Source organism: Ralstonia sp. Ralssp135 (assembly GCF_047304345.1).
Taxonomy (GTDB): Bacteria; Pseudomonadota; Gammaproteobacteria; order Burkholderiales; family Burkholderiaceae; genus Ralstonia; species Ralstonia chuxiongensis.
Genome location: NZ_JBGLYZ010000006.1, coordinates 67,919 through 91,518 on the forward strand (window position 1 = coordinate 67,919; position 23,600 = coordinate 91,518).

A 23,600-nucleotide genomic window follows, 5' to 3' on the forward strand; every position below is an offset into this window, starting at 1 on the left:
GGCGCCGGTTCCTCCTGGAGGCACCATGCGTTCTCTAGCGCAAGACCGTGCCGCCGCTCGCCAAGTCACCCTCAAGCGCTCGCCCTGGACGCGTGTGGGACAGGCTTTGCCGCGCGGCGTGGTCATTCTGCTTACCGCGCTGGCGATTTTCACGCCGCTGGCGCTGATCTTCTACCAGAGCTTTCTGTCCGCGCCGTTCTTCATGCCCGACGCGCTGGCGGGGCTGGATGCGTATCGCTTCATCTTTACGGATTCGGATTTCTGGCAGGCCTTTGAGAAATCCACCGCGCTCGCTTTCGGCCTGGCGGTGATCTCGGTACCGCTGGGCGGCATCCTGGCGTTCCTGATGGTGCGCTCGGACTTGCCCGGCCGCCGCGTTCTCGAACCGCTGCTGATGATTCCGGTGTTCGTCTCGCCTATGGTGCTGGCGTTCGGCTACGTGGTGTCCGCCGGCCCGGTAGGCTTCTACACCGTGTGGTTCAAGAGCGTGTTTGGCGGTGCACCGTGGAACGTGTATTCGTTCACAAGCATCATCATCATTGCCGGCCTGACGCACGTGCCGCACGTGTATCTGTATGTCTCGTCGGCGCTGCGCAGCCTCGGTTCTGACGTGGAAGAAGCCGCCCGTATCGCGGGGGCATCGCCGCTGTCGGTGGCGCTCAACGTGAGCCTGCCGATGGTGCGCCCCGCCTTGCTGTACGCAGCCGTGCTGGTGACGTTCCTGGGCTTCGAGGTGTTCGGCCTGGTGCTCGTGCTGGGCGATCCGGAAGGCCACCTCGTGCTGGCGACCTATCTGTACAAGCTGACGAACAAGCTCGGCACGCCGGCGTATCACCTGATGGCGGCCGTGGCGGTCTGCCTCGTGATGGTGACGTTCCCGCTGGTGCTGCTGCAACGCTACATGCTGAAGTCGGCCAACCGCTTTGTCACGGTCAAGGGCAAGGTCACGCGCAGCCGTCCGCTGCCGCTGGGCAACTGGCGCTGGCCGGCGTGGGCGGTGGTGGTTCTGTGGTTTTTCGTGACGGTGGTGGTGCCGCTCTCGGGTATCGCGCTGCGCGCCTTCGTGTCGAACTGGGGTGAAGGCGTGTCGCTGGTCGACGCATTCTCGACCACGGCGTTCCAGCAGATCTTCGAGCAGCCGCAGTTCCTGCGTGCGATGGTCAACACGGTGCTGATCGGCGTGATCGGCGGCGCGCTGGCGGTGGGCTGCTACACATGCATCGGCCTGGCCATGCACCGCAAGCCGGATGGCTGGACGCGCTTCCTCGATTACAGCGTGCTGGTGCCTCGCGCCATTCCGGGTCTCCTGGCTGGCCTGGCCTTCCTGTGGGTGTTTCTGTTCGTGCCCAACTGGATCGAGACCGGCCTGACCGACAGCGGCCTGCCGTTCGCCAACTGGATCATCGAGAACATCGTGCCGAGCCTGCGCGACCTGCGCAGCACGATCTTCAGCGTGTGGATCGCCTACACGGTGGTGTGGCTGGCCTATGGCCTGCGGTTGATCTCGGCCGCGCTGCTGCAGGTCGGTCCGGAGCTGGAAGAAGCCGCACGCTCGGTGGGCGCCACCCGTGCCCGCACCACGCGCGACGTGACCGTACCGCTCACGCGCTACGGCCTGCTGGGCGCTTGGCTGCTGATCTTCCTGATTTTCGAGCGCGAGTATTCGACCGGTGTGTACCTGCTGTCGCCGGGCACTGAGACGATCGGCTCGATGCTGGTTTCCCTGTGGGCGGGCGGCGCCATCGATATCGTTGCCGCGCTGTCCTTCGTCAATATCGTGCTGGTGGCCGTCGGCCTCGGCATCGCACTGCGTTTCGGAGTGAAGCTCCATGATTGAACTCACTGTCAACGACCTGCACCTGCAATACGGCAACAACCCGGTTCTCAAGGGTGTCTCGATGCAGCTGCAGAAGGGCGAGGTCGTCTCGCTGCTGGGCCCGTCGGGTTCGGGCAAGACCACGCTGCTGCGTGCTGTCGCCGGCCTCGAGCAAGCGAGCCAGGGCACTGTCCAGATCGGCGATCGGGTCATGTTCGACGGCGCCAAGAAGCTCGACGTGCCGGCCGAAGGGCGCAACCTGGGCCTGGTGTTCCAGTCGTACGCGCTGTGGCCGCACAAGACCGTGTCCGAGAACGTCGCCTACCCGCTCAAGCTGCGCAAGACGCCTGCCGCGCAGATCAAGGAACGCGTGCAAGCGGTGCTGCAGCAACTGGGCCTCGGCCATCTGGGCGAGCGTTTCCCGAGCCAGCTCTCCGGCGGCCAGCAGCAGCGCGTGGCCATCGCCCGCGCGCTGGTCTACAACCCGCCCGTGATCCTGCTCGACGAGCCGCTCTCGAACCTCGACGCCAAGCTGCGCGAAGAAGCCCGCGCCTTCCTGCGCGAGCTGATCGTGCGCCTGGGCCTTTCGGCCCTGATGGTCACGCACGACCAGAGCGAAGCGATGGCCATGTCCGATCGCATCCTGCTGCTGAATAACGGCGTGATCGAACAGCAAGGCACGCCCGAGCAGATGTACGGCGCGCCCGAAACACTCTTCACCGCCGAGTTCATGGGCAGCAACAACCGCATCAACGGCAAGATCGCCGAAGTGCGTGACGGCATGGCGCGCTTGGTGGACGAGACTGGCGGCTGGTCGCTGTGGGGTGTGGCGCGCGGTGATTTGAAGCCCGGTGCATCAGCGCACGGCGTGATCCGCCTCGAACAGGTGCGCGTGGGCGTCGACAACGCCGACAACACCATCCACCTGCCACTCGCTACGCGCATGTATCTGGGCGACCGTTGGGAATGCCTGTTCCGCGCCACCGACGACAGCGGCGCGACCGGCACAGGCCTGCGCGCCTACTCCGCCAGCGCCCCGAGCGACGGCAAGTACGCACTGACCTTCCCGCGCGAACAGTTCTGGCTGTACGCGGCTTGAGGCAACAGCAGCAACTGCGGATTCATCGGCAACAAAAAAGGCAGCCTCGGCTGCCTTTTTCTTTGGCTGACGCTGGGGTCAGCCTGTCAGTCCTTCACCACCGGCAAGTGCTCGGGATTGTTCTCCGCAGCCGTGGCCTGACGCAGGAAAATTGCCGCCAAGATCAGCCCCAGCTCGTACAGCAACCACAGCGGCACGGCCAACAGTAGCTGCGACATCACATCCGGGGGCGTCACCACCGCGGCAATCACGAACGCACCCACCACCACGTATGGCCGTGCCTGCCGCAGCTTATCCAGGCTCACGATGCCAAAGCGCACCAGCACCATCACCACCACCGGCACCTCGAAGGTGATGCCGAAGGCAAGAAACGTGGTCATCGCAAAGCTCAGATACTTGTCGATGTCGGTCGACATTTCGGCACCCAGCGGCGCGTTGTAGTGCGCCATCACCTTGAACACCGTCGGGAAAACCAGGAAATATGCGAATGCCACACCGCACAGGAACAGCACGTAGGTGCTCACCACCAGCGGCATTATCATCCGCTTCTCGTGCGTATACAAGCCTGGTGCCACAAAGCGCCAGATTTGGTACAGCACCCACGGCAGGGCGATGAGGAAGGCGGCCAGCAGCGTCACCTTCATCGGCACGAAGAACGAGCCGGTGACGTCAGTCACGATCATGTGACCGTTCTTGGGCAACGCCTGGATCAACGGCCGCGAGAACAGGTTGAAGATATCCGGCGCCCAGTAGACCAGGCCCAGAAAGACCAGCAGCACGCCTGCACCTGCCTTGACGATGCGCTCGCGCAGCTCGACCAAGTGCGAAATGAAGGTTTCCTGCGCGCCGTCCTCGGGCGACTCTTGCGGATCGAGCGGAGCGGCACTCATGTCGGGTAGGAAAAAGGGAAGTCAGGACGCGGCACCGCAGAAACGGCCCGCGCCCGAAAATCATTCGAAGAAGGAGCGCGCACGCGACTGTGCGGCAACGATGGGCGGACGATGACGCTTGACGCGTGCCGCACCCGATTGCGCCCACATGCGCACGCCTTGCTTCTGGCGGTACCACTTGGGCATCGAGAGTTGCTTGTTGCGCCAGCTGTTGCGGCCATTGCGCGACTTGCCCGGTGCCGGGCGCCAGTCTGGAGCGGAGGTCGCCGTTTGCGCGGGATCACCAAGCGCCTCGTTCAGGCGTTCGTTGATCTCGGTCGTGTGCTTGCTGACCTCCTGGTGGATGGTCTGCTCGACATTGCGCGCGGCCTGCTCGAAGTCGGTGCGCATCTTGCGCAACTCTTCAAGCTCGATTTCGCGGCTGACCTCGGCCTTCACGTCGGCGATGTAGCGCTGTGCGCGGCCAAGCAAGGCGCCAGCGGTGCGCGCCACCTTGGGCAGACGCTCCGGCCCGATGACGACGAGCGCCACCATGCCAATCAGCGCCAGCTTGGAAATGCCGAGATCGATCATCGGTCAGCGCGCGCCGGTTCAGCCTTGCTTGGACTTGTCGCGCGCTTCGACGTCGATCGTCGTCGAATCGTGCAGCTCGCGCGGCGGCTGGCCGGCGGTCTGTTGCGGTTGTTGCGAACCTGCGGGCTTGTCTTCCTGCCCTTCGCGCATGCCGTCCTTGAAGCCCTTCACGGCGCTGCCCAGATCCGAACCGATGTTGCGCAGCTTCTTCGTGCCGAACACCATCATGATGATGACCAGCACGATCAGCCAATGCCAAATGCTAAAGGAACCCATGTCCTACTCCCACGTAAATACGGCTAGCGGCGTCGCAACGGTGGCGACGCCATTGGTTGATTTTACGGATTTGCGTACATCGGTTTGCTGTCATTCAAATACAGCCAACCTTTCACAATACGATACAGCATCCAGATCCCCAGAGCCCACAGGACAGCAAAGCCGATAAAGGCCACGGGAATGAGCAGCACGCCGATCACACCCCACAGTACGCACCACCAGAACGAACGGATTTGCCAACGGAAGTGCGACTCATACAGCGTGCCCCGCACATCGTCCCGCTTAACATACCCGACGATGATGGCAATCAATGCGGTGATACCGCCGGTCAGCCAAAAAATGGCGTAGAGCGCATACAGAATATGCGTCAGGCGACGCAGTCCGGCTAGGCGCTCCGCGTCGTCCGTCACCACCATTGCCGCTCCGTATTTGTCCACGCTGCCTCCCTGCGACGATTCGTCACCGTAGTCAGTCACCCGCCGCGTCGCGCGCCTGCGACTTGCGCAGCGCCTTCTCTTCCAGACCGGAAAGCCCTTCGCGGCGCGCCAGTTCACTGACGACGTCATCCGGCGTGAGGTTGAAGTGCGACAGCAACACCATGGTGTGGAACCAGAGGTCGGCCACCTCATAGACGACCTTGCTGCGCGCCTCGTCGGTCATGCCTGCGGCGCGGGCGTCCTTGGCTGCCATGACCGTCTCGGTGGCCTCTTCGCCGATCTTCTTGAGGATGGCATCGTCGCCCTTGTTGAACAGGCGGGCGATGTAGCTCTTTTCCGGGTCGCCGCCGTTGGCGAGCTTGCGGGATTCGAGCACCTCGCCCAGGCGGCGCAGGGTGTCACTCATGATTGTGGCCGGGCTTGCCGGCGTAGATGTCGTCGGGGCTCTTGAGCACGGGCTCGACGGTGTGCCAGTCGCCGTCCTCCACATTGCCTTCGAACTTCTGGAAAAAGCACGCGTGGCGCCCAGTATGGCAGGCGATGCCACCGATTTGTGTGACGCGGAGCAAGACTACGTCTTCGTCGCAGTCCAAACGGATTTCGTGCACCTTCTGGATGTGACCGGACTCCTCGCCCTTGTGCCACAAGCGCTTGCGCGAGCGCGACCAGAACACGGCCTCGCCGGTTTCCACGGTCTTCTGCAGCGCCTCGCGGTTCATAAAGGCGAACATCAGGACGTCATTGCTGCCCTGCTCCTGCACGATCACCGGTACCAGGCCGTTGTCGTCCCAGTGGACCTTGTTCAGCCACTTCTTGCTCATAGTCCGATCCGTACTGGGATGCCATGCTCCGCCATGAATTGCTTGGCCTGGCCGACGGTGTATTCGCCGTAATGGAAGATGCTGGCGGCCAACACCGCATCGGCGTGACCTTGCTGGATGCCGTCTGCCAGATGCTGCAGGTTGCCGACGCCACCTGAGGCGATGACCGGCACCGGCACTGCGTCCGACACGGCGCGCGTGAGTTCCAGATCGAAGCCGGCCTTGGTACCGTCCCGGTCCATGCTGGTGAGCAGGATTTCGCCGGCGCCCCGCTGGGCCATTTCACGTGCCCACGCCACGGCGTCCAGGCCCGTGACCTTGCGGCCACCGTGCGTGAAGACCTCCCAGCGCGGCGCCTCGCCTTCGCCCGACACCTTCTTCGCGTCGATGGCCACGACAATGCACTGCGCGCCATGGCGAGCGCTGGCGTCTGAAACCAGTTGCGGATTCGACACCGCCGACGAGTTCATACTGATCTTGTCCGCACCCGCATTGAGCAGCCGGCGCACATCTTCCAGCGCGCGCACACCGCCGCCCACCGTCAGCGGAATGAACACCTGCGAAGCGACTGCTTCGATGATGCCCAGCATCAGGTCACGCCCGTCCGACGTGGCCGTGATGTCGAGGAAGGTGATTTCGTCGGCGCCCTGCTCGTCGTAACGGCGTGCAATTTCGACGGGGTCGCCTGCGTCGCGCAATTCGACGAAGTTGACGCCCTTGACCACCCGGCCGTTGGTCACGTCCAGGCAGGGGATGATTCGTTTGGCTAGCATGATGAGTCGGGCGCCGGAGCGCCCGTTGTGCACGGCTGGATCAACGATCAGGCCGCGCCGAGTTTGTCCGCGAGGGCTTGCGCTTCCTTGAAGTTCAGGTCGCCGGAGTAGATCGCGCGACCACAGATCACGCCCTCCACGCCATATTCTTCGACCGCGCAAAGATGGTCGATGTCCTTCAGGTTCGACAGGCCGCCACTGGCGATGACCGGAATCTTCACCGACTGTGCCAACTTGACGGTGGCATCGATGTTGATGCCCTGCAGCATGCCGTCGCGGCCGATATCGGTGTAGATGATGCCTTCGACGCCGTAGTCTTCGTACTTCTTGGCGAGGTCAACGACTTCGTGGCCCGAGAGCTTGCTCCAGCCGTCGGTCGCCACCTTGCCGTCCTTGGCGTCGAGCCCGACGATGATGTGGCCGCCGAACGCCGTGCATGCGTCCCGCAGAAAGCCCGGATCCTTGACCGCCGCCGTGCCGATGATCACGTACGACAAACCATCGTCGAGCCAGCGCTCGATGGTGCCCAGATCGCGGATGCCGCCGCCGAGTTGCACGGGAATCTCATCGCCCACCTCGGCGAGGATGGCCTTGACGGCCGCCTCGTTACGCGGCTTGCCCGCGAAAGCGCCATTCAGATCGACAAGGTGCAAGCGGCGCGCACCCTGCTCGACCCAATGCCGCGCCATGGCTGCAGGGTCTTCCGAGAATACGGTGGCTTGATCCATATCGCCTTGTTTGAGGCGCACACACTGACCGTCCTTCAGGTCGATGGCCGGGATGAGCAACATAAGCGTGACGACAGAGTTGAGGGGAAAAGATTAAAAAGGGCGAAAAATGGATTCGATTGCGACGCCACGGCGGGTGTCACGGATTCCAGTGCACGAAGTTCCGGTAGATCTGCAGGCCGGCTTGCGCACTTTTTTCCGGGTGAAACTGTGTTGCAAAAATATTATCCCGGGCGATGGCGGAGGTAAACCGCACGCCGTATTCGGTCTCTCCGACCGACTCGTCGGCGTTGGCAGGCCGGGCGTAGTAGCTGTGCACGAAATAGAAATAGCTCTGATCCGCCACACCTTCCCATAGGGCGTGGGCACGACTCTGGTGCACGCGGTTCCAGCCCATCTGAGGCACTTTGTACCGTGAACCGTCCGGCTGCAACTGGCCGTCCAGGTCAAAGCGGACCACATCGCCTTTGATGAGGCCCAACCCTTCGGTGTACTGCTGCCCGGGGCGTGCCTCGGTGCTGCGCTCGAGCAGCATCTGCTCGCCCACGCACACGCCGAGCATCGGCTTGCTGCGCGATGCCTCCAGCACAGCGTCGCGCAGGCCGGACTGGTCGAACGCAGCCATGCAGTCGGGCATGGCGCCCTGACCCGGCAGCACCACGCGGTCGGCCGAACGAATTTCATCCGCTTGCGCACTGATGCGCACATCGGCCTCTGGAGCAACGGCCATCAAGGCTTGCGCTACCGAGCGCAGATTGCCCATACCGTAATCGACGATTGCGATCTTAGTCATGACTTAACTTAGGCCCTAAGTACGGGCAACAGGGTTTTCAGCCCATCAACGATGAATTCCACGGCCAGCGCCGCCAGGATCAAGCCCATCAACCGCGTGCCGACGTTGATGCCGGTGCGACCGATCACACGGGCGATCGGCTCGGCCGCGCGCAACACGATCCAGACCACGACTGCGATCGCAACACCGACCCCAGCCAGGAGAAACAGGTCCCACCAATGCTTGGTCTTGCCGGCATAGACGATGACCGTGCTGATCGAGCCTGGGCCCGTGAGCAGCGGAATCGCCAACGGCACAACGGCAATGCTGGCCTTGGCGCCGGCCTCGTCCTCTTCTTCGGGCGTGGCCTTGGTGCGGCTGGTCTGCGCATTGAGCATGTTCAGCGCGATCATGATCATGATGATCCCGCCGCCGACCTGCAGCGAGCCAACCGAGAACCCGAAAAAGCTGATGATCTGCTCGCCGAGCAACGCCGACAGACCAATCACGATCGCCACCGAAATCGACGCGACCTTGATGGTGCGGCGCTTCTCTTCATCCGTCTGGCTCTCGGTCAGGCTGATGAAGAACGGGATCGCCCCGATCGGGTTGATCAGCGCGAGCAGCGAGAAAAAGCTTTTTGTCAGATCCATCGGATCGGCGGCCGGTTTGGGAGTCGGGTAGGCGCGGCCAGGCCGACGCGGTGATTTACAGGGCGCCCTTGGTCGACGGAATCGTACCGGCAGCGCGCGGGTCGATCTCCACCGCCATGCGCAGCGCGCGCCCAAAAGCCTTGAACACGGTCTCGATCTGGTGGTGCGCGTTGACGCCGCGCAGGTTGTCGATATGCAGCGTCACGCCGGCATGGTTGACGAACCCGCGGAAGAATTCGATGGACAGGTCCACGTCAAAGTTGCCGACGCGTGCGCGCGTGAACGGCACGTGGAACTCCAGGCCCGGACGGCCGGAGAAATCGATGACCACGCGCGACAGGGCTTCATCCAGCGGAACGTAGCTATGGCCGTAGCGCACGATGCCCTTCTTGTCGCCGATGGCTTTGGCGACGGCCTGGCCCAGCGTGATGCCGACGTCTTCCACGGTGTGATGATCGTCGATATGGGTGTCGCCGGTGGCCGAGACGTCCAGGTCGACCATGCCATGTCGGGCGATCTGGTCGAGCATGTGGTCGAGGAAGGGTACGCCGGTGTTCAGCGTCTGCTTGCCCGTGCCGTCCAAATCAAGGGCGACGCGGATCTGCGTTTCAGAGGTATTACGAGTGACCTCTACACGGCGGCTCATGGGGCTTCCTGCATCGATGCGGCAAAGGCATCGATAAATTGCGCGTTTTCTTCGGGATTGCTGACCGTCACGCGCAGACAGTTGGTCAGCAACGGGTGCATTTTACTGACGTTTTTAATCAGAATCCGCCGATTGAGCAGGCGCTCGAACAAAGCGGCGGCATCGGGCACGCGCAGCAGGATGAAATTTGCCGCGCTCGGGAAGACCGTCACGCCCGGTTGGGCCGACAGCGCTTCGATCAACTTGGTGCGCTCGGCGCGCAGGGTCGCTGCCTGGGCATCCAGTACATCCACGTGTTCGAGCATGAACTGGGCAGTCGCCTCGGTCAGCACATTCACGTTGTACGGCGGACGCACCTTGTCCAGCTCGGCGATCCACTTCGGGTGGCCGGCCACGTAGCCAAGGCGGATGCCCGCCAGGCCCAGCTTCGAGACCGTGCGCATCACCAGAAGGTGATCGAAATCGCGCAGGCGCGGCATCCAGCTATGTTGCGCAAACGGCTGGTAGGCCTCGTCGACCACCACCAGGCTCTGGCACACCGGGCCGCGTGCGGCGTGGATGATCGCGTCCATGTCGGCCGCGTCGAACAGGTTGCCGGTCGGGTTGTTCGGATACGCCAGGTAGATGACGGCGGGCTGGTGCTCAGCCATGGCGGCCAGCATGGCTTCACGGTCGAGCGTCAGGTCCGCCTTGAGCGGCACGCCGACGAAGTTCAGGCCGAGCAACTGCGCCGACATCGCGTACATTACGAAACCCGGCACGGGCGCCAGCACGGTCGCGCCTGGCTTTGCCGCCGCAATGGCGATCAGGCTGATGATCTCGTCCGAACCGTTGCCGAGCAGTACCTCGGCGCCGGCCGGCACGTGCATCACCTGCTTGAGCTGCGCCTTGAGCGCGTCGGCGGTCGGCACCGGGTAGCGATTGAGCGCGACTTCGGCCAAGCGCTTGCCCAACGCGTCGCGCAGCATCGCCGGCAGCGAATACGGGTTCTCCATCGCGTCCAGCTTGACCATGCCGGTCGCGTCGGGCACGTGGTACGCACCCATGGCGCGAACGTCGTCGCGCACGATGCGGGCGAGCAGGTCATCCAAAGAGGCTTTTGCCGGAGCGGTGGCGGTCATCGTTGTGCGGCGCGTGTTATTCGGAGGCGGGGCGTTGCAGGCGATATTCAGCGCTGCGGGCATGCGCCTGCAAGCCTTCGCCGTAGGCCAGCTCGGCAGCAATCTCGCCCAGCATCTGCGCACCGGCTTCGCTCACTTCGATCAGGCTGGAGCGCTTGATGAAGTCGTACACGCCCAGCGGCGACGAGAAGCGCGCCGTGCGCGAGGTCGGCAACACGTGGTTCGGACCCGCGCAGTAATCGCCCAGCGATTCGCTGGTGTACTTGCCAAGGAAGATCGCGCCCGCGTGGCGGATGCGCTCGGCCCATTGGCGCGGGTTCTCGGCCGAAATCTCCAGATGTTCGGGAGCGATGTCGTTGGCGATGTCGCACGCCTCGTCCATGTCGCGTACTTTGACGAGCGCGCCACGGCCCGACAGCGATTCGGCAATCACGCTGCGGCGCGGCATGTCTTCGAGCTGACGGTTGATGCTGGCTTCCACCTGCGCGATGAACTCGGCGTTCGGGCACAGCAGGATCGACTGGGCCAGCTCGTCGTGCTCGGCTTGCGAGAACAGGTCCATCGCCACCCAATCCGGATCGGTCGTGCCATCGCAGATGACGAGGATTTCCGACGGACCGGCAATCATGTCGATGCCGACCGTGCCGAACACGCGACGTTTGGCAGCGGCCACATAGGCGTTACCCGGGCCGACGATCTTGTCGACGGCGGGGACGGTGTCGGTGCCATAAGCGAGCGCACCCACGGCCTGCGCGCCGCCGATGGTGAACACGCGGTCCACACCGGCAATGCAAGCCGCAGCCAGCACCAGTTCATTGCGCACGCCGCCGGGCGTGGGCACCACCATGATGATTTCCTTGACGCCGGCCACGCGCGCCGGAATCGCGTTCATCAGCACCGACGACGGGTATGCCGCCTTGCCGCCCGGCACGTAAATGCCCACGCGATCGAGCGGCGTCACTTTCTGGCCGAGCACCGTGCCGTCGGCTTCGGCGTATTCCCAGCTGTGCGTGCCGCACTCGATCTTCTGCTTCTCGTGATACGCGCGCACGCGGGCAGCAGCAGCTTCCAGCGCCGCGCGGCGCTTGGGCTCCAGGCCATCGAGCGCAGCCTGCAGCGTGGCGGGCGACAGTTCCAGGGCGGCCACGCTGTCGGCTTCGATACGATCGAAGCGGCGCGTGGCTTCCAGCACGGCGGCGTCGCCGCGCGCCTTCACGTCAGCCAGGATCTGCGCGGCGGCGCGATCAATGGCTTCGTCTTCACTCGCTTCGAAAGCGAGCACCTGGCGCAGTTGCGCCGCGAATCCGGCTTCAGCCGAATCCAGCTTACGGATGGTCAGGCTCATGCGGCTTCCCCAACGCGCGCGTCCGTCGCGGAGGCGCGCTCGAAAGCGTCGAGGATCGGCGCCAGCCGGTCGCGCTTGAGTTTCAGCGCAGCCTGGTTGACGACCAGTCGGGAAGATATCTGCACGATCTCTTCCACCTCGACGAGGTTGTTCGCGCGCAGCGTGCCGCCCGTGCTGACCAGGTCGACGATGGCGTCAGCCAGGCCCACCAGCGGGCCCAGCTCCATCGAACCATACAGCTTGATCAGGTCGACGTGCACGCCCTTCTTGGCGAAGTGCTCGCGCGCGGTATTCAGATACTTCGTCGCCACCGAAAGGCGCGCCCCCTGGCGCACCGCGTTGGCGTAATCGAAGCCCTTGGGCACCGCCACCGACATGCGGCAGCGGGCGATGTTCAGGTCGATGGGCGCATACAGGCCCGCCATGCCGTGCTCCATCAGCACGTCGCGGCCGGCTACGCCGAAGTCCGCCGCACCGTATTGCACGTAGGTCGGCACGTCGGACGCGCGCACGATGATCACGCGCAACGCCGGATCCGACGTCGGCAGAATCAGCTTGCGCGAGGTTTCCGGATCTTCGGTCACCTCGATGCCGGCGGCCTTCAGCAGAGGCAGCGTCTCTTCAAAGATGCGCCCTTTGGACAGCGCCAGCGTGAGCTGGTTGGAGGCGGACTGGAATGCGTTCATGGCCGGCGGGTTCCTTACCTTACGCTTGAATGCGGCGGATCTTGGCGCCGACAGCGGACAGCTTGTCTTCAATACGGTCGTAGCCGCGGTCGAGGTGATAGATGCGGTCGACCAGCGTCTCGCCCTGCGCGATCAGGCCGGCAATGACGAGGCTGGCCGACGCACGCAGATCGGTCGCCATGACGGTCGCACCCGACAATTGCTCGACGCCCGTCACCACCGCCGTCTTGCCATCGATCACGATATTGGCGCCCAGGCGGTTCAGCTCCTGCACGTGCATGAAGCGGTTTTCGAAGATGGTCTCCGTTACCGTGGCAGAACCTTCGGCAATGGCGTTGAGCATCATGAACTGCGCCTGCATGTCGGTCGGGAACGCCGGGTATTCCGACGTGCGGAAGCTCACTGCCTTGGGGCGGCCCGTCATCTGCACACGGATCCAATCGTCGCCCGTGGTGAGCGTTACGCCGGCTTCGCGCAGCTTGTCGAGCACGGCATCGAGAATGCCCGGCGGCACGCCGCGCAGCGTCACGTCGCCGCCGGCCGCAGCCACGGCACACAGGAACGTGCCGGCTTCGATGCGATCGGCAATCACCGTGTGCGCAGCGCCGTGCAGCGCTTCAACGCCCTGGATCACCAGGCGGTCAGTGCCGATGCCTTCGATGCGCGCGCCCATCTTCACGAGCAGGTTGGCCAGGTCGGTGACTTCGGGCTCGCGTGCTGCGTTTTCCAGCACGGTTTCGCCGTCTGCCAGCGCGGCGGCCATCAGCAGGTTTTCGGTGCCCGTGACCGTCACCATGTCAGTGACGATGCGCGCGCCACTCAGGCGCTTGGCGCCTTCAGGCAGCTTGGCTTCGATGTAACCGTGCTCGATGACGATCTCGGCGCCCATCAGTTGCAGGCCCTTGATGTGCTGATCGACCGGACGCGCGCCGATACCGCAACCGCCCGGCAGCGACACGCGCGCATGGCCGAAACGCGCCAGCAGCGGGCCCAGCACCAAGATCGACGCACGCATGGTCTTCACCAGGTCGTACGAAGCTTCCGGCGTGTGGATGGTCGCGGCGTCGAGCGTGAGGTGATGACCGTCAAGCACACCTTCCACGCCCATCTGGCGCAGCAGTTTGAGCATCGTGCGCACGTCCTGCAGGTTCGGCACGTTGCTCAGCGCCAGCGGCTCGGCCGTCAGCAGCGCGGCACACATGATGGGCAGCGCGGCGTTCTTGGCGCCAGACACGCGGATTTCGCCCGACAACGGGCCATTGCCTTCGATCAGCAGTTTGTCCATGAGCGAGACGTCTCGTCGATCACTTTGAGAGGGGCGCTCGGCGAGCGCAAGGTCGGAATCGGTTGAAACGGTAACCGGGGTGGGATCAAGCTCGGCCATCAGGACTGCCACTCCGCCGGGGTGAGCGTCTTCATGGAAAGCGCGTGGATTTCCGCGCGCATCCGCTCACCCAGCGCTGCATAGACGAGCTGGTGACGCTGGATCAACCGCTTGCCTTCAAATTGCGCGCTGACGATGGTGGCAAAAAAATGCTGGCCGTCGCCCTCGACTTCGAGATGCTCGCACGGCAGGCCGGTTTCGATGTACTGCTTGACTTGTTCGGGTGTGGGCAACATGGCCTTCCCTTCTCCAAAAACGTTAGGGTGGTGCGTCGTTGTTGTTTTTAGAGATCGCTGCAAAATGAAGCGAAGCGGTTCAGACGGTTCAAGGCCGATGCAGACGCTACATGCAGTACGGCAAGGAGGCCCTGGGCCGTCAGAATCATTTTTCAGCGGTCTCTTATCGACGCATCAATGGCGCAGCTTGTAGCCCGTGCGCAGCATCTGCAGGGCCACCCCCCCCACCACGACCAGCGCGATCAGCATCACACCGAGGCTCGTCGTCACCGGCACATCGGACACACCGAAGAAGCCGTAGCGGAAGCCGTCGATCATGTAGAAGAACGGGTTGGCGTGGGACACCGCCTGCCAAAACGGCGGCAGCGAATGAATCGAATAGAACACGCCCGCCAGGAAAGTGGCCGGCACGATCAGAAAGTTCTGGAACGCCGCAAGCTGGTCGAACTTCTCAGCCCAAATGCCCGCGATAAGCCCCAGCGTGCCCAGCACGCTCGCGCCCAGCACCGCAAACACGATGATCCACAGCGGCTGCGCGAAGTGCAGATGCGCAAACAAGGTCGTCACGATCAGCACCCCCGTACCCACGGCCAGACCGCGAATCACAGACGCGCACACGTACGCACCAAACATCTCCCAGTGGGACAACGGCGGCAGCATGATGAACACCAGGTTGCCGGTAATCTTCGACTGGATGAGCGACGACGAACTGTTTGCGAATGCGTTCTGCAGCACGCTCATCATCACCAGACCGGGCACCAGGAAAGCGGTGTAGCTCAGCTGGTCGAACACCTTGACGCGGTCTTCCAGCACGTGCCCGAAGATCAGCAGATACAGCAGCGCGGTCAGCACCGGCGCGGCCACGGTCTGAAAGCTCACCTTCCAGAAGCGCAGCACTTCCTTGTACAGCAGCGTGCGGAAACCGACCCAACGGCCCGGCAAGCTCTCAGGAATGGCGTTCATGCGGCGGGCTCCAGCGCAGAATCGGGAATGGCAGGCGTTTGAGGCCCGACCGGCAAGCCACCTTCGCGGCGCATGATCTGCACGAACACATCTTCCAGATCAGCCTTGGCGACTTCCATGTCGTCGATCTCGCAGCCGGCGAGGCGGCACGTGGCGAGAATCTGTTCGACCTCGCCATAGCCCGACAGGCGCAGGCGCACACCGCGCTCGCCGTGGTTGCCCGGCAGGCGCAGGGCTTCCAGCGACGAGGGCAACGCTCCCCTCGCAAAGCTCAGCACCAATTGCAGCCCGGCAAATTGCGAGAGCAGATTCGCCGTGCGATCGAGCGCCACCACTTCGCCAAACTTGAGCATTGCGATGCGGTCGCACAGGGATTCGGCTTCTTCCAGGTAGTGCGTGGTCAGCACGACGGTATGGCCTTCCCGGTTCAGGCGCGAGATGAATTTCCACAGCGTCTGGCGCAACTCGACGTCCACGCCGGCGGTCGGCTCGTCCAGCACAATCACGGGCGGGCGGTGTACCAGGGCCTGCGCCACCAGCACGCGGCGCTTCATGCCGCCCGACAGCGCGCGCATATTGGCGTCGGCCTTGCTGGTGAGGTCTAGGTTGGCCATGACCTCGTCGATCCAGTCGTCGTTCTTGGTCAGGCCGAAGTAGCCCGACTGCAAGCGCAGCGTTTCGCGCACCGTGAAGAACGGATCGAACACCAATTCCTGCGGGACCACGCCGAGCTTGCGGCGCGCCGTGCGGTAGTCGGAAACAACGTCGTGACCGAGCACGCGTACGTGGCCGGAATCGGCACGATTCAGGCCCGCGAGGATGGAGATCAGCGTGGTCTTGCCCGCGCCGTTGGGGCCCAGCAGGCCGAAAAACTCGCCCTGCTCGACAGACAGGCTCACGCCCTTGAGCGCTTGCAACGACTTGTAGCGCTTGCGGACGTCAGCGATTTCGATGGCTTTCATGGCCGACAAAGTGAACTACTCTGCGCATATCGAGACCGTGGATCGACAAGATCATGACGGCCGTGGACGCCGCACATGGCGGCGGCAGAGCGACAAACCCAGAATTATAGGGGAACTGGACCAACTCACGTCGCCACAGCTGACGACGCCAAACCGCGAATGCCAAGGCGCGCGCGACGCCTTGGCCGGAGCGCGGCATCGCGATAACGGGTTCGGGGCAATCGCCCCGCGCCCGCACCGGACGCCGCCTCAATGTCGAGCGTGATGGTCGGCTGCGGGGGCCGGCGCGACGGCCAGCAAAGACTCCACGCCGTACAGCGTGGCGAGGTTGGACAGCGCTTGCGGAGCGCCTGCGATATCGAGCGCGATACCGGCATCCTGTGCCGTGCGCTGCCACGACAGGAGCACCGCCAGCGCAGACGAATCGACCTGTGACAAGCCGGCGCAATCGACGTGCAGCGCGGCAATGCCGGCTTCGCGCGCTTGGCCGAGCTGAGCCTCGCCCTCGCGCAGAACGCGCGGCGCTTCGCGGTGAGTCAGCGGGCCGGACAAGGTCAACATGGTGAAAGTGGATGCGTCAGAAAAAGAAACAGCGGCCAGAGTTGACCGCTGTGTCGATTCTACCGGAAGGCTGCTTACTTTGCCGGAGCCTTCTCGAGCTGCGTGTTGCGCTCGTTCAGGAAGCTCACCAGCCCGGCCACACCGCCCCGCTTGCTGATGACATCGGCAAACTGGTTCTTGTACGTTTCCGACAGCCACAGGCCGCTGATATTGATGTCGTACACCTTCCAGCCACCGGCCGTCTTTTCCAGACGGTAGTCCAGGGCCACCGGCTCGCCGTTGTTGTTCACGGTCGAACGCACCACCACGTCGGTGTCATCGGCGGCCGCACGGAACGGCTTGTACGAAACGGTTTGATTCTTCACGTTCGACAGCGCGCCGGCGTAAGTGCGGATCAGCAACGTTTTGAAGCTTTCCTGAATCTGCTGCTGTTGCTCCGGCGATGCCTGGTTCCAGAAGCGGCCCATGGCGATCTGCGTGGTGCGCTTGAAATCGGCGCGCGGCACGATCTTCTGGTCGACGAGCTGGTACACCTTGGTCATGTTTCCGCCACGCAGCTCCGGATCGCCCTTGATGGTGGTGAGCACGTCGTCCACAGCCGTCTTGACGGTGGCCTGTGCATCCGCTTCCTGAGCGTGGACCGGCGCGGCTGCCACGGCAGCTGTCAGCGTGAGACCGGCGAACAGGGAGCGGAGAAGCTTCTTCAACATATCGCGTCCTTATAGTGTGATTTTCGGGTCGCTTGCAGCGCATTTGCCGCAATCTTGTTGGCGATTAGAACAGACCGCCCGCAGGCAAGTTCGTGCGGGCCGGCCAGTTTTACGCCTTGTCACCTTTGAGGCGACCTTGTTACGTGTACCGATCAGCGACGGAACACCGGCCAGTTGGGGGTGAAGCGCTGGTACGGTGAGACCGTGGCGTCACCGGCATCCGGCGATGTCTTGTTGTCCTGATCTTCCGGCAGGTTGCCGTCATAGATCAGGTAGCGGCGGCGCTGCAGATAGGCATCGCGCAGGAAGGTGTACTTGTCGACAGCGGCCTGTTCGAGCACATTGCTGGCCCCAAGCAGGTTCGCGCGCACGTCAACTACGCGCAGCGCGGCCAGCGAGTAGGTGACCGCGCTGTCGTGCCAGTACGTGAGTGGATCCATCTGCCAGTCCACCAGGAACCCCACGGTGTCACGCGCGGTGCTCGGGCCGAGCAACGGCCAGACGACGTACGGACCCGACGGCACACCCCACACACCCAGTGTCTGGCCGAAGTCTTCCTTGTGCTTGGGCAGACCGGCGTCCGACGCGATGTCGATCAGACCACCCAGACCCAGCACCGTATTGATAGCCACACGCATGGTGTCTTCCAGCGCGGCCGTGCCCTTCAACTGCAGCAGGTTGTTGACGGCCGAATAGACATCGCCCGCGTTCGAGAAGAAGTTCGACACCGCCGTGCGCGCCGGCGACGGCACCACATCGACATACGTTTGCGCAACCGGCTTCAGCACGCCCTTGTCGAGGTCCTCATTGATGCGGAAGACTTCGCGGTTGAACGGCTCGATCGGATCGGCCGGATTGGCATTCGGCCCGGTGGCACAGCCGGCCAGCAGCGAGGCGCTTGCAGCCACGGCCAGCGCAAAGCCGCGCAGTGTACGGATGGATGTTGTTGTTTTCATGGTTTATTTGCTCCCACTGCCCTCGGCCGGCTTGGCTCCGCCGGCACTGCCATTAGCGCTGCCGGCACCTGCATCCGCGGCCTTGCTGTAAAGGAACTGGCTGATCAGGTTTTCCAGCACCACCGCCGACTGCGTCATCGTGATCTTGCTGCCGCTGGCAAGCATGGCCGAGTCGCCGCCCGGCTCGATACCGATGTATTGCTCACCCAGCAGACCCGAGGTCAGGACCTTGGCCGAACTGTCTTTCGGAAACTGATAACGCTGATCCATATCGAGCACAGCGATTGCCTGGTAGCTCTTGTCGTCGAAGAGGATCTGCGACACACGGCCGACGACTACCCCCGAACTCTTGACCGGAGCCCGCACCTTCAACCCGCCGATATTGTCGAAGGCCGCTTTCACCTGGTAAGTCTTGGCAAACGAGACCGAACTCATATTGCCCGCCTTGAGCGCCAGGAATAGCAGCGCAATGATGCCCACCAGAACGAACAGGCCGACCCAGAAATCGAGGACGCTTTTACGCATGATCTTTTCTCGTTGAACGCTAACGACAACCGGCGGCTCAGCTGAACATCAGTGCCGTGAGCACGAAATCCAGCGCCAGTACGGTGAGCGACGCGATCACCACCGTCCGGGTAGTCGCGCGCGAGACGCCTTCCGGCGTGGCCTTGGCCTCATAGCCCTGATACAGCGCAATGAAGGTGACCGCCACGCCAAACACGACACTTTTGATGACGCCGTTGAGCACGTCGTCCATGACATCCACGCCGGCTTGCATCTGCGACCAGAACGCGCCAGGGTCTACGCCAATCAGCCCGACCCCGACAAAGTATCCGCCCAGAATACCGACCGCACTGAAAATCGCCGCCAGCAGCGGCATGGCGATGAAGCCCGCCCAGAAGCGCGGCGCCAGCACGCGGGCCAGCGGATCCACGGCCATCATTTCCATGGCGATCAGTTGCTCGCCGGCTTTCATCAGGCCAATCTCGGCCGTGAGCGAGGTACCGGCGCGACCGGCAAACAGCAGTGCCGTCACCACCGGCCCCAGTTCGCGCACCAGCGACAGCGCCACCAGCAGGCCCAGCGCCTGCTCGGAGCCGTATCGGTTAAGTGTGTTGTAACCCTGCAAGCCAAGCACGAAGCCAACAAACAGCCCCGATACGGCAATGATGATGAACGAATCATTGCCGACGAAGCGCAGTTGCTCGATCACCAGGCGTGGGCGACGCAGCACGTCGCCAGAGGCGCCAATGAGCGAAATCAACGTGCGCGCTGCATAGCCGAAGCGGCTGATCAGCGTCAGAACAAAGCGGCCGATGGCGGAGATCATCGTGCACCTCCGCTCTTGCCCAGACCGAAGTCATCGGCCAGCGGCGCTCCGGGATAGTGGAACGGCACGGGGCCGTCCGCCTCGCCGTGCACGAACTGGCGCACGAACGGATCGGTCGACGCGGTGAGTTCAGCCGGCGTGCCCTGCGCGGCAATGCTGCCGTTGGCAATAAAGTAGACGTAATCGGCGATGTGGAACGTCTCCTGCACGTCGTGCGAGACGATGATGCTGGTCGCGCCCAGCGCGTCGTTCAGCTTGCGGATGAGCGAGGCGGTCAGGCCCAGCGAGATCGGGTCCAGCCCGGCGAACGGCTCGTCGTAGAGGAGGAGCGACGGATCCAGCGCGATCGCCCGTGCCAATGCCACGCGCCGCGCCATACCGCCGGAAATCTCTGAGGGCATCAGGTCGCGCGCACCGCGCAGGCCGACGGCATTGAGCTTCATCAGCACCAGATCGCGGATGAGAAGTTCGGGCAGTTCGGTATGTTCGCGCAGTGGAAATGCCACATTGTCGAACACGGACAGATCGGTAAACAGTGCCCCGAACTGGAACAGCATGCCCATCTGGCGGCGTGCGGCGTACAGCTCACGCTTGTCCATGGCGCCGATGTCCTGGCCGTGTACGCGCACAGTACCGGCAGCAGCAGCCACCTGGCCTCCAATCAATCGGAGAATCGTCGTCTTGCCGCAACCCGAGCCACCCATGACGGCCACCACTTTGCCCTTGGGCACGCGCATGCACAGGCCGGACAGGATGCGCCGCGCGCCTGGCTGATAGGCGAAATCGACCTGATCGAGTTCGACAACGGCGTTGGAAGACTGGGTGGACACGGTGGAGATCGGTGCAGAGGGCTCGGCAGGTTGGCGGCTTCATGCTGCCGCATCTCGTTGTCTTGACTTCCGCGGGCTCGCCAAAAAAAGGCGGCTTCGCGCGGCCCGCCATTATAGGTGGAAACCCGCGTAGCCCGTCAGCCACGCCTTGCTTACCGACAGTTAGTGTGGCTTGTTCGCCGCGCCGCGGGTTTTCGGGCCTTGCGGGTTGCTGAAAGTGGTGCGCCTGCGAAGTTGGGCTGACGCTGCAGGCCGGCAGCGGAGGTGGTCTATTCGCCGCTATCGAGCCGTAGATCGGCTTGGCGAATCACCCCCTGCCAGTGCGCGGCATCACGGCGCACGGCCTGGGCAAATGTGTCGGGGGCATCCCATTCCGGCTCGAAGCCGCCAGCGCGCAACGTAGCGTAGACGTCACCTGAAGCGACGGCGCGACGCAGTTCTGCCGCCGCGCGCATCGACAGAAGCCGGGGGGTGCGCGCCGGCATGAAGGTGCCGATCCAGGCGCTGCGATCGAATCCGGCGAGACCGCCTTCGCGCAGCGTCGGCACAGCGGGCGCGAAACGGGAGCGAGCCCCGCCGGTCACCCCGAGCAACCGTAACTGGCCATTGGCTGCAGCTGCCGCCACGCTCGGATAGCAGGCGAAACACGTCGTCATGCGTCCAGCCAGAATCTGCTGCACGAGTCCGGCTTCACCACGAACGGCCACATGCGGCGCATGGAAAGCGTAGTCGCGCACAAACTGCTCGGCGACGAGATGCGACCACGTGCCGACGATATCCGAGCCGCAATTGACCGTGACGGACTCGCCGCGCGCCTGCGCAAGCAGATCGGTGATGGAGTAGATCGGCAAGCGCGCATCGACGGCGAGAAACAGCGGCAGCGTGGCCACCATCGCCACTGGCTGAAAATCGCGCAGCGGGTCATACGACGCCGGTTCCAGCGCGGGCTGTGCGACAAACGTGGTCTGTTGAAGCAGCAACGTATGGCCATCGGACGGCGCGCGGGCCACGGCCTCGCCGGCGGCCATGCCATTGGCTGCGGGGCGATCTTCGACACCCACGTCGCGGCCGACCTGCTGTTGCAATTGCGTCGCCAGTGCCCGGGCAAGCGCGTCAAACGCGCTGCCTTCCGCTGCGGGCACGACCAGACGCAGCGGTTGTGAGGGATACCCTTGCAGCAATGCATGCGCGGGCGACGTCAGCATTGCCGGCAGCACACCCAGCCACGCAAGCGCCAGCCGCCGCTGCCGATCTGGCACATCGGGCGCGTGGGGCACATCTGCACGCACATTGCGGGCACGAGGTCGCATGAGGCAGGTTGGGGATCACGGGGAGATCTCATTCTAGAAATCCGCCCGTCCGCCCTGCACTCATGTAAACCATGTCGACGTAAACCATGAGGCATGACGCTCGAGTCATCACACGCGCGTCACAAATAAAAAGGCCCGCCAAGGCGGGCCTGAGTCATCCGGTCAACCGCGTGGTCAGCGCGGCAGTTCCGTATGCCCCATGAGAAATGCGTCGACCGAGCGGGCAGCCTGGCGGCCTTCCCGGATGGCCCACACGACGAGCGACTGGCCGCGGCGCACATCACCGGCGGCGAACACCTTCGGCACGTTGGTGGCATAAGCGTTGTCGCCTTCGGTGGCAGCACGCGCGTTGTTGCGCGCATCCTTGGTCACGCCAAAGGCATCCAGCACGCCGCCGACGGGGTTGGTAAAGCCCATCGCCAGCAGCACGAGATCGGCCTTGAGCGTGAACTCGCTGCCTGCAACTTCGGCCATCTTGCCGTCCTTCCATTCCAGGCGCACGGCGGTGAGGCCAGTCACCCGGCCGTTTTCACCGATAAGCGCCTTGGTGGCGACCGACCAGTCGCGCTCGCAACCTTCGTCATGCGACGACGACGTGCGCAGCTTGATCGGCCAGTACGGCCACACCAGCGGCTTGTTCTCTTCTTCGGGCGGACGCGGCAGCAGTTCGAACTGCGTGACCGATGCGGCGCCATGGCGGTTGGACGTGCCCACGCAGTCCGAGCCCGTGTCGCCGCCGCCAATCACGATGACGTGCTTGCCATCGGCGCGGATCGGGTTCGGCGCATCGCCGGCCACTTCCTTGTTCTGCGGAATCAGGAATTCCAGCGCGTAGTGCACGCCGTCCAGATCACGGCCCGGCACCGGCAGATCGCGCGGCACTTCCGAACCGCCCGTCAGCACAACGGCGTCGAATTGCTTGAGGATGTCGTCGGCAGCGATCATCTCCCGCGCGTCGTTGGTGATGCCGGCCGGAACCGTCTTCTCGCCCACCATCACGCCGGTGCGGAAGGTCACGCCTTCGGCTTCCATTTGCTGCATACGGCGGTCGATCTGTGCCTTTTCCAGCTTGAAGTCGGGAATGCCGTAACGCAGCAGGCCGCCAATGCGGTCGTTCTTTTCGAACAGCGTCACATCGTGACCGGCGCGCGCCAGTTGCTGCGCAGCCGCCATGCCAGCCGGGCCGGAGCCGACCACGGCCACGGTCTTGCCGGTCTTGTGCTTCGGCACTTGCGGCGCGACCCAGCCTTCTTTCCAGGCCTTGTCGATGATGGCGTGCTCGATCGACTTGATGCCCACCGGCAGTTCGTTGATGCCCAACGTGCAAGCCGCTTCGCACGGTGCCGGGCAGATGCGGCCCGTGAACTCGGGAAAGTTGTTGGTCGAGTGCAGCACTTCAATCGCGGTCTTCCAGTCCTGGCGATACACCAGGTCGTTGAAGTCCGGAATGATGTTGTTGACGGGGCAGCCGTTGTTGCAGAACGGAATGCCGCAATCCATGCAGCGCGCGCCCTGGATCTTGGCTTCGTTGTCCGCCAGCGCGAACACGAACTCCTTGTAATGCTTCACTCGCGCTTCGGGCGCTTCGTATGCCTCGTTCTGGCGGGGAAATTCGAGAAAACCGGTCGCCTTGCCCATGGTGTCCTTCCTGACCCGATGCTGCTCTGCCGGCACAGTCGTGCCAGCCAGGCAGTCGAGCCTGTCTTGTGAGGTTGCGTTGTA

The 23,600-nt window shown here is 63.6% G+C and carries 28 protein-coding genes; 2 read left to right on the forward strand and 26 right to left on the reverse strand.

Translation table 11 applies throughout. From position 1 onward, the window contains the following. Positions 1–25: 25 nt before the first annotated feature. Both ACCD03_RS06950 and ACCD03_RS06955 read left to right on the forward strand, forming a co-directional pair. Complete coding sequence (locus tag ACCD03_RS06950) at positions 26–1,837, forward strand: iron ABC transporter permease (RefSeq protein ID WP_325653296.1); 1,812 nt, start codon at positions 26–28, stop codon at positions 1,835–1,837. Continuing rightward, complete coding sequence (locus tag ACCD03_RS06955; protein WP_045203053.1) at positions 1,830–2,915, forward strand: ABC transporter ATP-binding protein; 1,086 nt, start codon at positions 1,830–1,832, stop codon at positions 2,913–2,915. The genes ACCD03_RS06950 and ACCD03_RS06955 overlap by 8 nt, the downstream gene beginning before the upstream one ends. Before the next feature lie 86 nt (positions 2,916–3,001). Here ACCD03_RS06955 and tatC read toward each other — a convergent pair whose 3' ends face one another. The 26 genes from tatC to ACCD03_RS07085 all read right to left on the reverse strand — a co-directional run bounded on the left by tatC (position 3,002) and on the right by ACCD03_RS07085 (position 23,516). Then, positions 3,002–3,805, reverse strand: coding sequence for a twin-arginine translocase subunit TatC (tatC, locus tag ACCD03_RS06960; protein WP_045203052.1), 804 nt, complete (start codon positions 3,803–3,805; stop codon positions 3,002–3,004). Between the two features lie 60 nt (positions 3,806–3,865). Next, positions 3,866–4,378 (reverse strand): Sec-independent protein translocase protein TatB, encoded by a 513-nt coding sequence (tatB, locus tag ACCD03_RS06965; RefSeq protein WP_045203051.1) that lies wholly within the window; start codon positions 4,376–4,378, stop codon positions 3,866–3,868. Between the two features lie 18 nt (positions 4,379–4,396). Then, entirely contained in the window at positions 4,397–4,654 is a 258-nt protein-coding gene (tatA, locus tag ACCD03_RS06970; RefSeq protein ID WP_009241947.1) for a Sec-independent protein translocase subunit TatA, read from the reverse strand. Positions 4,655–4,716: 62 nt separating this feature from the next. Continuing rightward, positions 4,717–5,091, reverse strand: coding sequence for a DUF4870 family protein (locus ACCD03_RS06975; protein ID WP_092975887.1), 375 nt, complete (start codon positions 5,089–5,091; stop codon positions 4,717–4,719). 31 nt (positions 5,092–5,122) lie between these two features. Further along, positions 5,123–5,497 carry a phosphoribosyl-ATP diphosphatase gene (locus ACCD03_RS06980; protein WP_024977831.1) on the reverse strand — a complete coding sequence of 125 codons (375 nt, stop codon included), beginning with the start codon at positions 5,495–5,497 and terminating at the stop codon, positions 5,123–5,125. Next, positions 5,490–5,912, reverse strand: a complete 423-nt coding sequence (hisI, locus tag ACCD03_RS06985) for a phosphoribosyl-AMP cyclohydrolase (RefSeq protein WP_253541903.1) — start codon at positions 5,910–5,912, stop codon at positions 5,490–5,492. Before hisI ends, ACCD03_RS06980 begins: the two co-directional genes overlap by 8 nt. Continuing rightward, complete coding sequence (gene hisF, locus ACCD03_RS06990) at positions 5,909–6,685, reverse strand: imidazole glycerol phosphate synthase subunit HisF (protein ID WP_413411190.1); 777 nt, start codon at positions 6,683–6,685, stop codon at positions 5,909–5,911. Before hisF ends, hisI begins: the two co-directional genes overlap by 4 nt. A gap of 47 nt (positions 6,686–6,732) precedes the next feature. Next, positions 6,733–7,476: a 1-(5-phosphoribosyl)-5-[(5-phosphoribosylamino)methylideneamino]imidazole-4-carboxamide isomerase gene (hisA, locus tag ACCD03_RS06995; protein ID WP_045203048.1), complete on the reverse strand. Its 744-nt coding sequence runs from the start codon at positions 7,474–7,476 to the stop codon at positions 6,733–6,735. Between the two features lie 76 nt (positions 7,477–7,552). Continuing rightward, positions 7,553–8,206, reverse strand: coding sequence for an imidazole glycerol phosphate synthase subunit HisH (gene hisH / locus ACCD03_RS07000; RefSeq protein ID WP_232041164.1), 654 nt, complete (start codon positions 8,204–8,206; stop codon positions 7,553–7,555). 8 nt (positions 8,207–8,214) lie between these two features. Then, positions 8,215–8,838, reverse strand: a complete 624-nt coding sequence (locus ACCD03_RS07005) for a MarC family protein (RefSeq protein WP_004634603.1) — start codon at positions 8,836–8,838, stop codon at positions 8,215–8,217. Positions 8,839–8,893: 55 nt separating this feature from the next. Further along, positions 8,894–9,484, reverse strand: coding sequence for an imidazoleglycerol-phosphate dehydratase HisB (gene hisB, locus ACCD03_RS07010; RefSeq protein WP_024977837.1), 591 nt, complete (start codon positions 9,482–9,484; stop codon positions 8,894–8,896). Beyond that, positions 9,481–10,605, reverse strand: a complete 1,125-nt coding sequence (hisC, locus tag ACCD03_RS07015) for a histidinol-phosphate transaminase (RefSeq protein ID WP_325653300.1) — start codon at positions 10,603–10,605, stop codon at positions 9,481–9,483. Before hisC ends, hisB begins: the two co-directional genes overlap by 4 nt. Positions 10,606–10,621: 16 nt before the next feature. Further along, positions 10,622–11,950 (reverse strand): histidinol dehydrogenase, encoded by a 1,329-nt coding sequence (hisD, locus tag ACCD03_RS07020; RefSeq protein ID WP_253541901.1) that lies wholly within the window; start codon positions 11,948–11,950, stop codon positions 10,622–10,624. Continuing rightward, positions 11,947–12,636, reverse strand: coding sequence for an ATP phosphoribosyltransferase (gene hisG, locus ACCD03_RS07025; protein ID WP_009241938.1), 690 nt, complete (start codon positions 12,634–12,636; stop codon positions 11,947–11,949). The genes hisD and hisG overlap by 4 nt, the downstream gene beginning before the upstream one ends. 19 nt (positions 12,637–12,655) lie before the next feature. Beyond that, a complete protein-coding gene (gene murA, locus ACCD03_RS07030) occupies positions 12,656–13,921 on the reverse strand; it encodes a UDP-N-acetylglucosamine 1-carboxyvinyltransferase (protein WP_413411191.1) in 1,266 nt (421 codons plus the stop codon). A 98-nt stretch (positions 13,922–14,019) separates the two neighbouring features. Further along, a complete protein-coding gene (locus ACCD03_RS07035; protein WP_024542178.1) occupies positions 14,020–14,256 on the reverse strand; it encodes a BolA family protein in 237 nt (78 codons plus the stop codon). 174 nt (positions 14,257–14,430) lie between these two features. Continuing rightward, complete coding sequence (locus ACCD03_RS07040) at positions 14,431–15,219, reverse strand: ABC transporter permease (RefSeq protein WP_045203042.1); 789 nt, start codon at positions 15,217–15,219, stop codon at positions 14,431–14,433. Beyond that, entirely contained in the window at positions 15,216–16,181 is a 966-nt protein-coding gene (locus tag ACCD03_RS07045; protein WP_325653302.1) for an ABC transporter ATP-binding protein, read from the reverse strand. The genes ACCD03_RS07040 and ACCD03_RS07045 overlap by 4 nt, the downstream gene beginning before the upstream one ends. A gap of 249 nt (positions 16,182–16,430) precedes the next feature. Continuing rightward, a complete protein-coding gene (locus ACCD03_RS07050) occupies positions 16,431–16,742 on the reverse strand; it encodes a lipid asymmetry maintenance protein MlaB (protein WP_024977844.1) in 312 nt (103 codons plus the stop codon). 74 nt (positions 16,743–16,816) lie between these two features. Further along, on the reverse strand, positions 16,817–17,452 hold the full coding sequence (locus ACCD03_RS07055; RefSeq protein WP_045203040.1) for a phospholipid-binding protein MlaC: 636 nt from the start codon (positions 17,450–17,452) through the stop codon (positions 16,817–16,819). A 152-nt stretch (positions 17,453–17,604) separates the two neighbouring features. After that, entirely contained in the window at positions 17,605–18,408 is an 804-nt protein-coding gene (locus ACCD03_RS07060) for a VacJ family lipoprotein (RefSeq protein ID WP_253541896.1), read from the reverse strand. 3 nt (positions 18,409–18,411) lie between these two features. Next, complete coding sequence (gene mlaD, locus ACCD03_RS07065) at positions 18,412–18,933, reverse strand: outer membrane lipid asymmetry maintenance protein MlaD (RefSeq protein ID WP_253541894.1); 522 nt, start codon at positions 18,931–18,933, stop codon at positions 18,412–18,414. 37 nt (positions 18,934–18,970) lie between these two features. Further along, positions 18,971–19,738, reverse strand: a complete 768-nt coding sequence (gene mlaE / locus ACCD03_RS07070) for a lipid asymmetry maintenance ABC transporter permease subunit MlaE (RefSeq protein WP_253541892.1) — start codon at positions 19,736–19,738, stop codon at positions 18,971–18,973. Next, entirely contained in the window at positions 19,735–20,568 is an 834-nt protein-coding gene (locus ACCD03_RS07075) for an ABC transporter ATP-binding protein (RefSeq protein ID WP_413411192.1), read from the reverse strand. The genes mlaE and ACCD03_RS07075 overlap by 4 nt, the downstream gene beginning before the upstream one ends. A 269-nt stretch (positions 20,569–20,837) precedes the next feature. Beyond that, positions 20,838–21,878 (reverse strand): Bug family tripartite tricarboxylate transporter substrate binding protein, encoded by a 1,041-nt coding sequence (locus ACCD03_RS07080; protein ID WP_413411193.1) that lies wholly within the window; start codon positions 21,876–21,878, stop codon positions 20,838–20,840. Positions 21,879–22,052: 174 nt separating this feature from the next. Then, positions 22,053–23,516 carry a glutamate synthase subunit beta gene (locus ACCD03_RS07085; protein ID WP_413411194.1) on the reverse strand — a complete coding sequence of 488 codons (1,464 nt, stop codon included), beginning with the start codon at positions 23,514–23,516 and terminating at the stop codon, positions 22,053–22,055. Positions 23,517–23,600 lie beyond the last annotated feature (84 nt).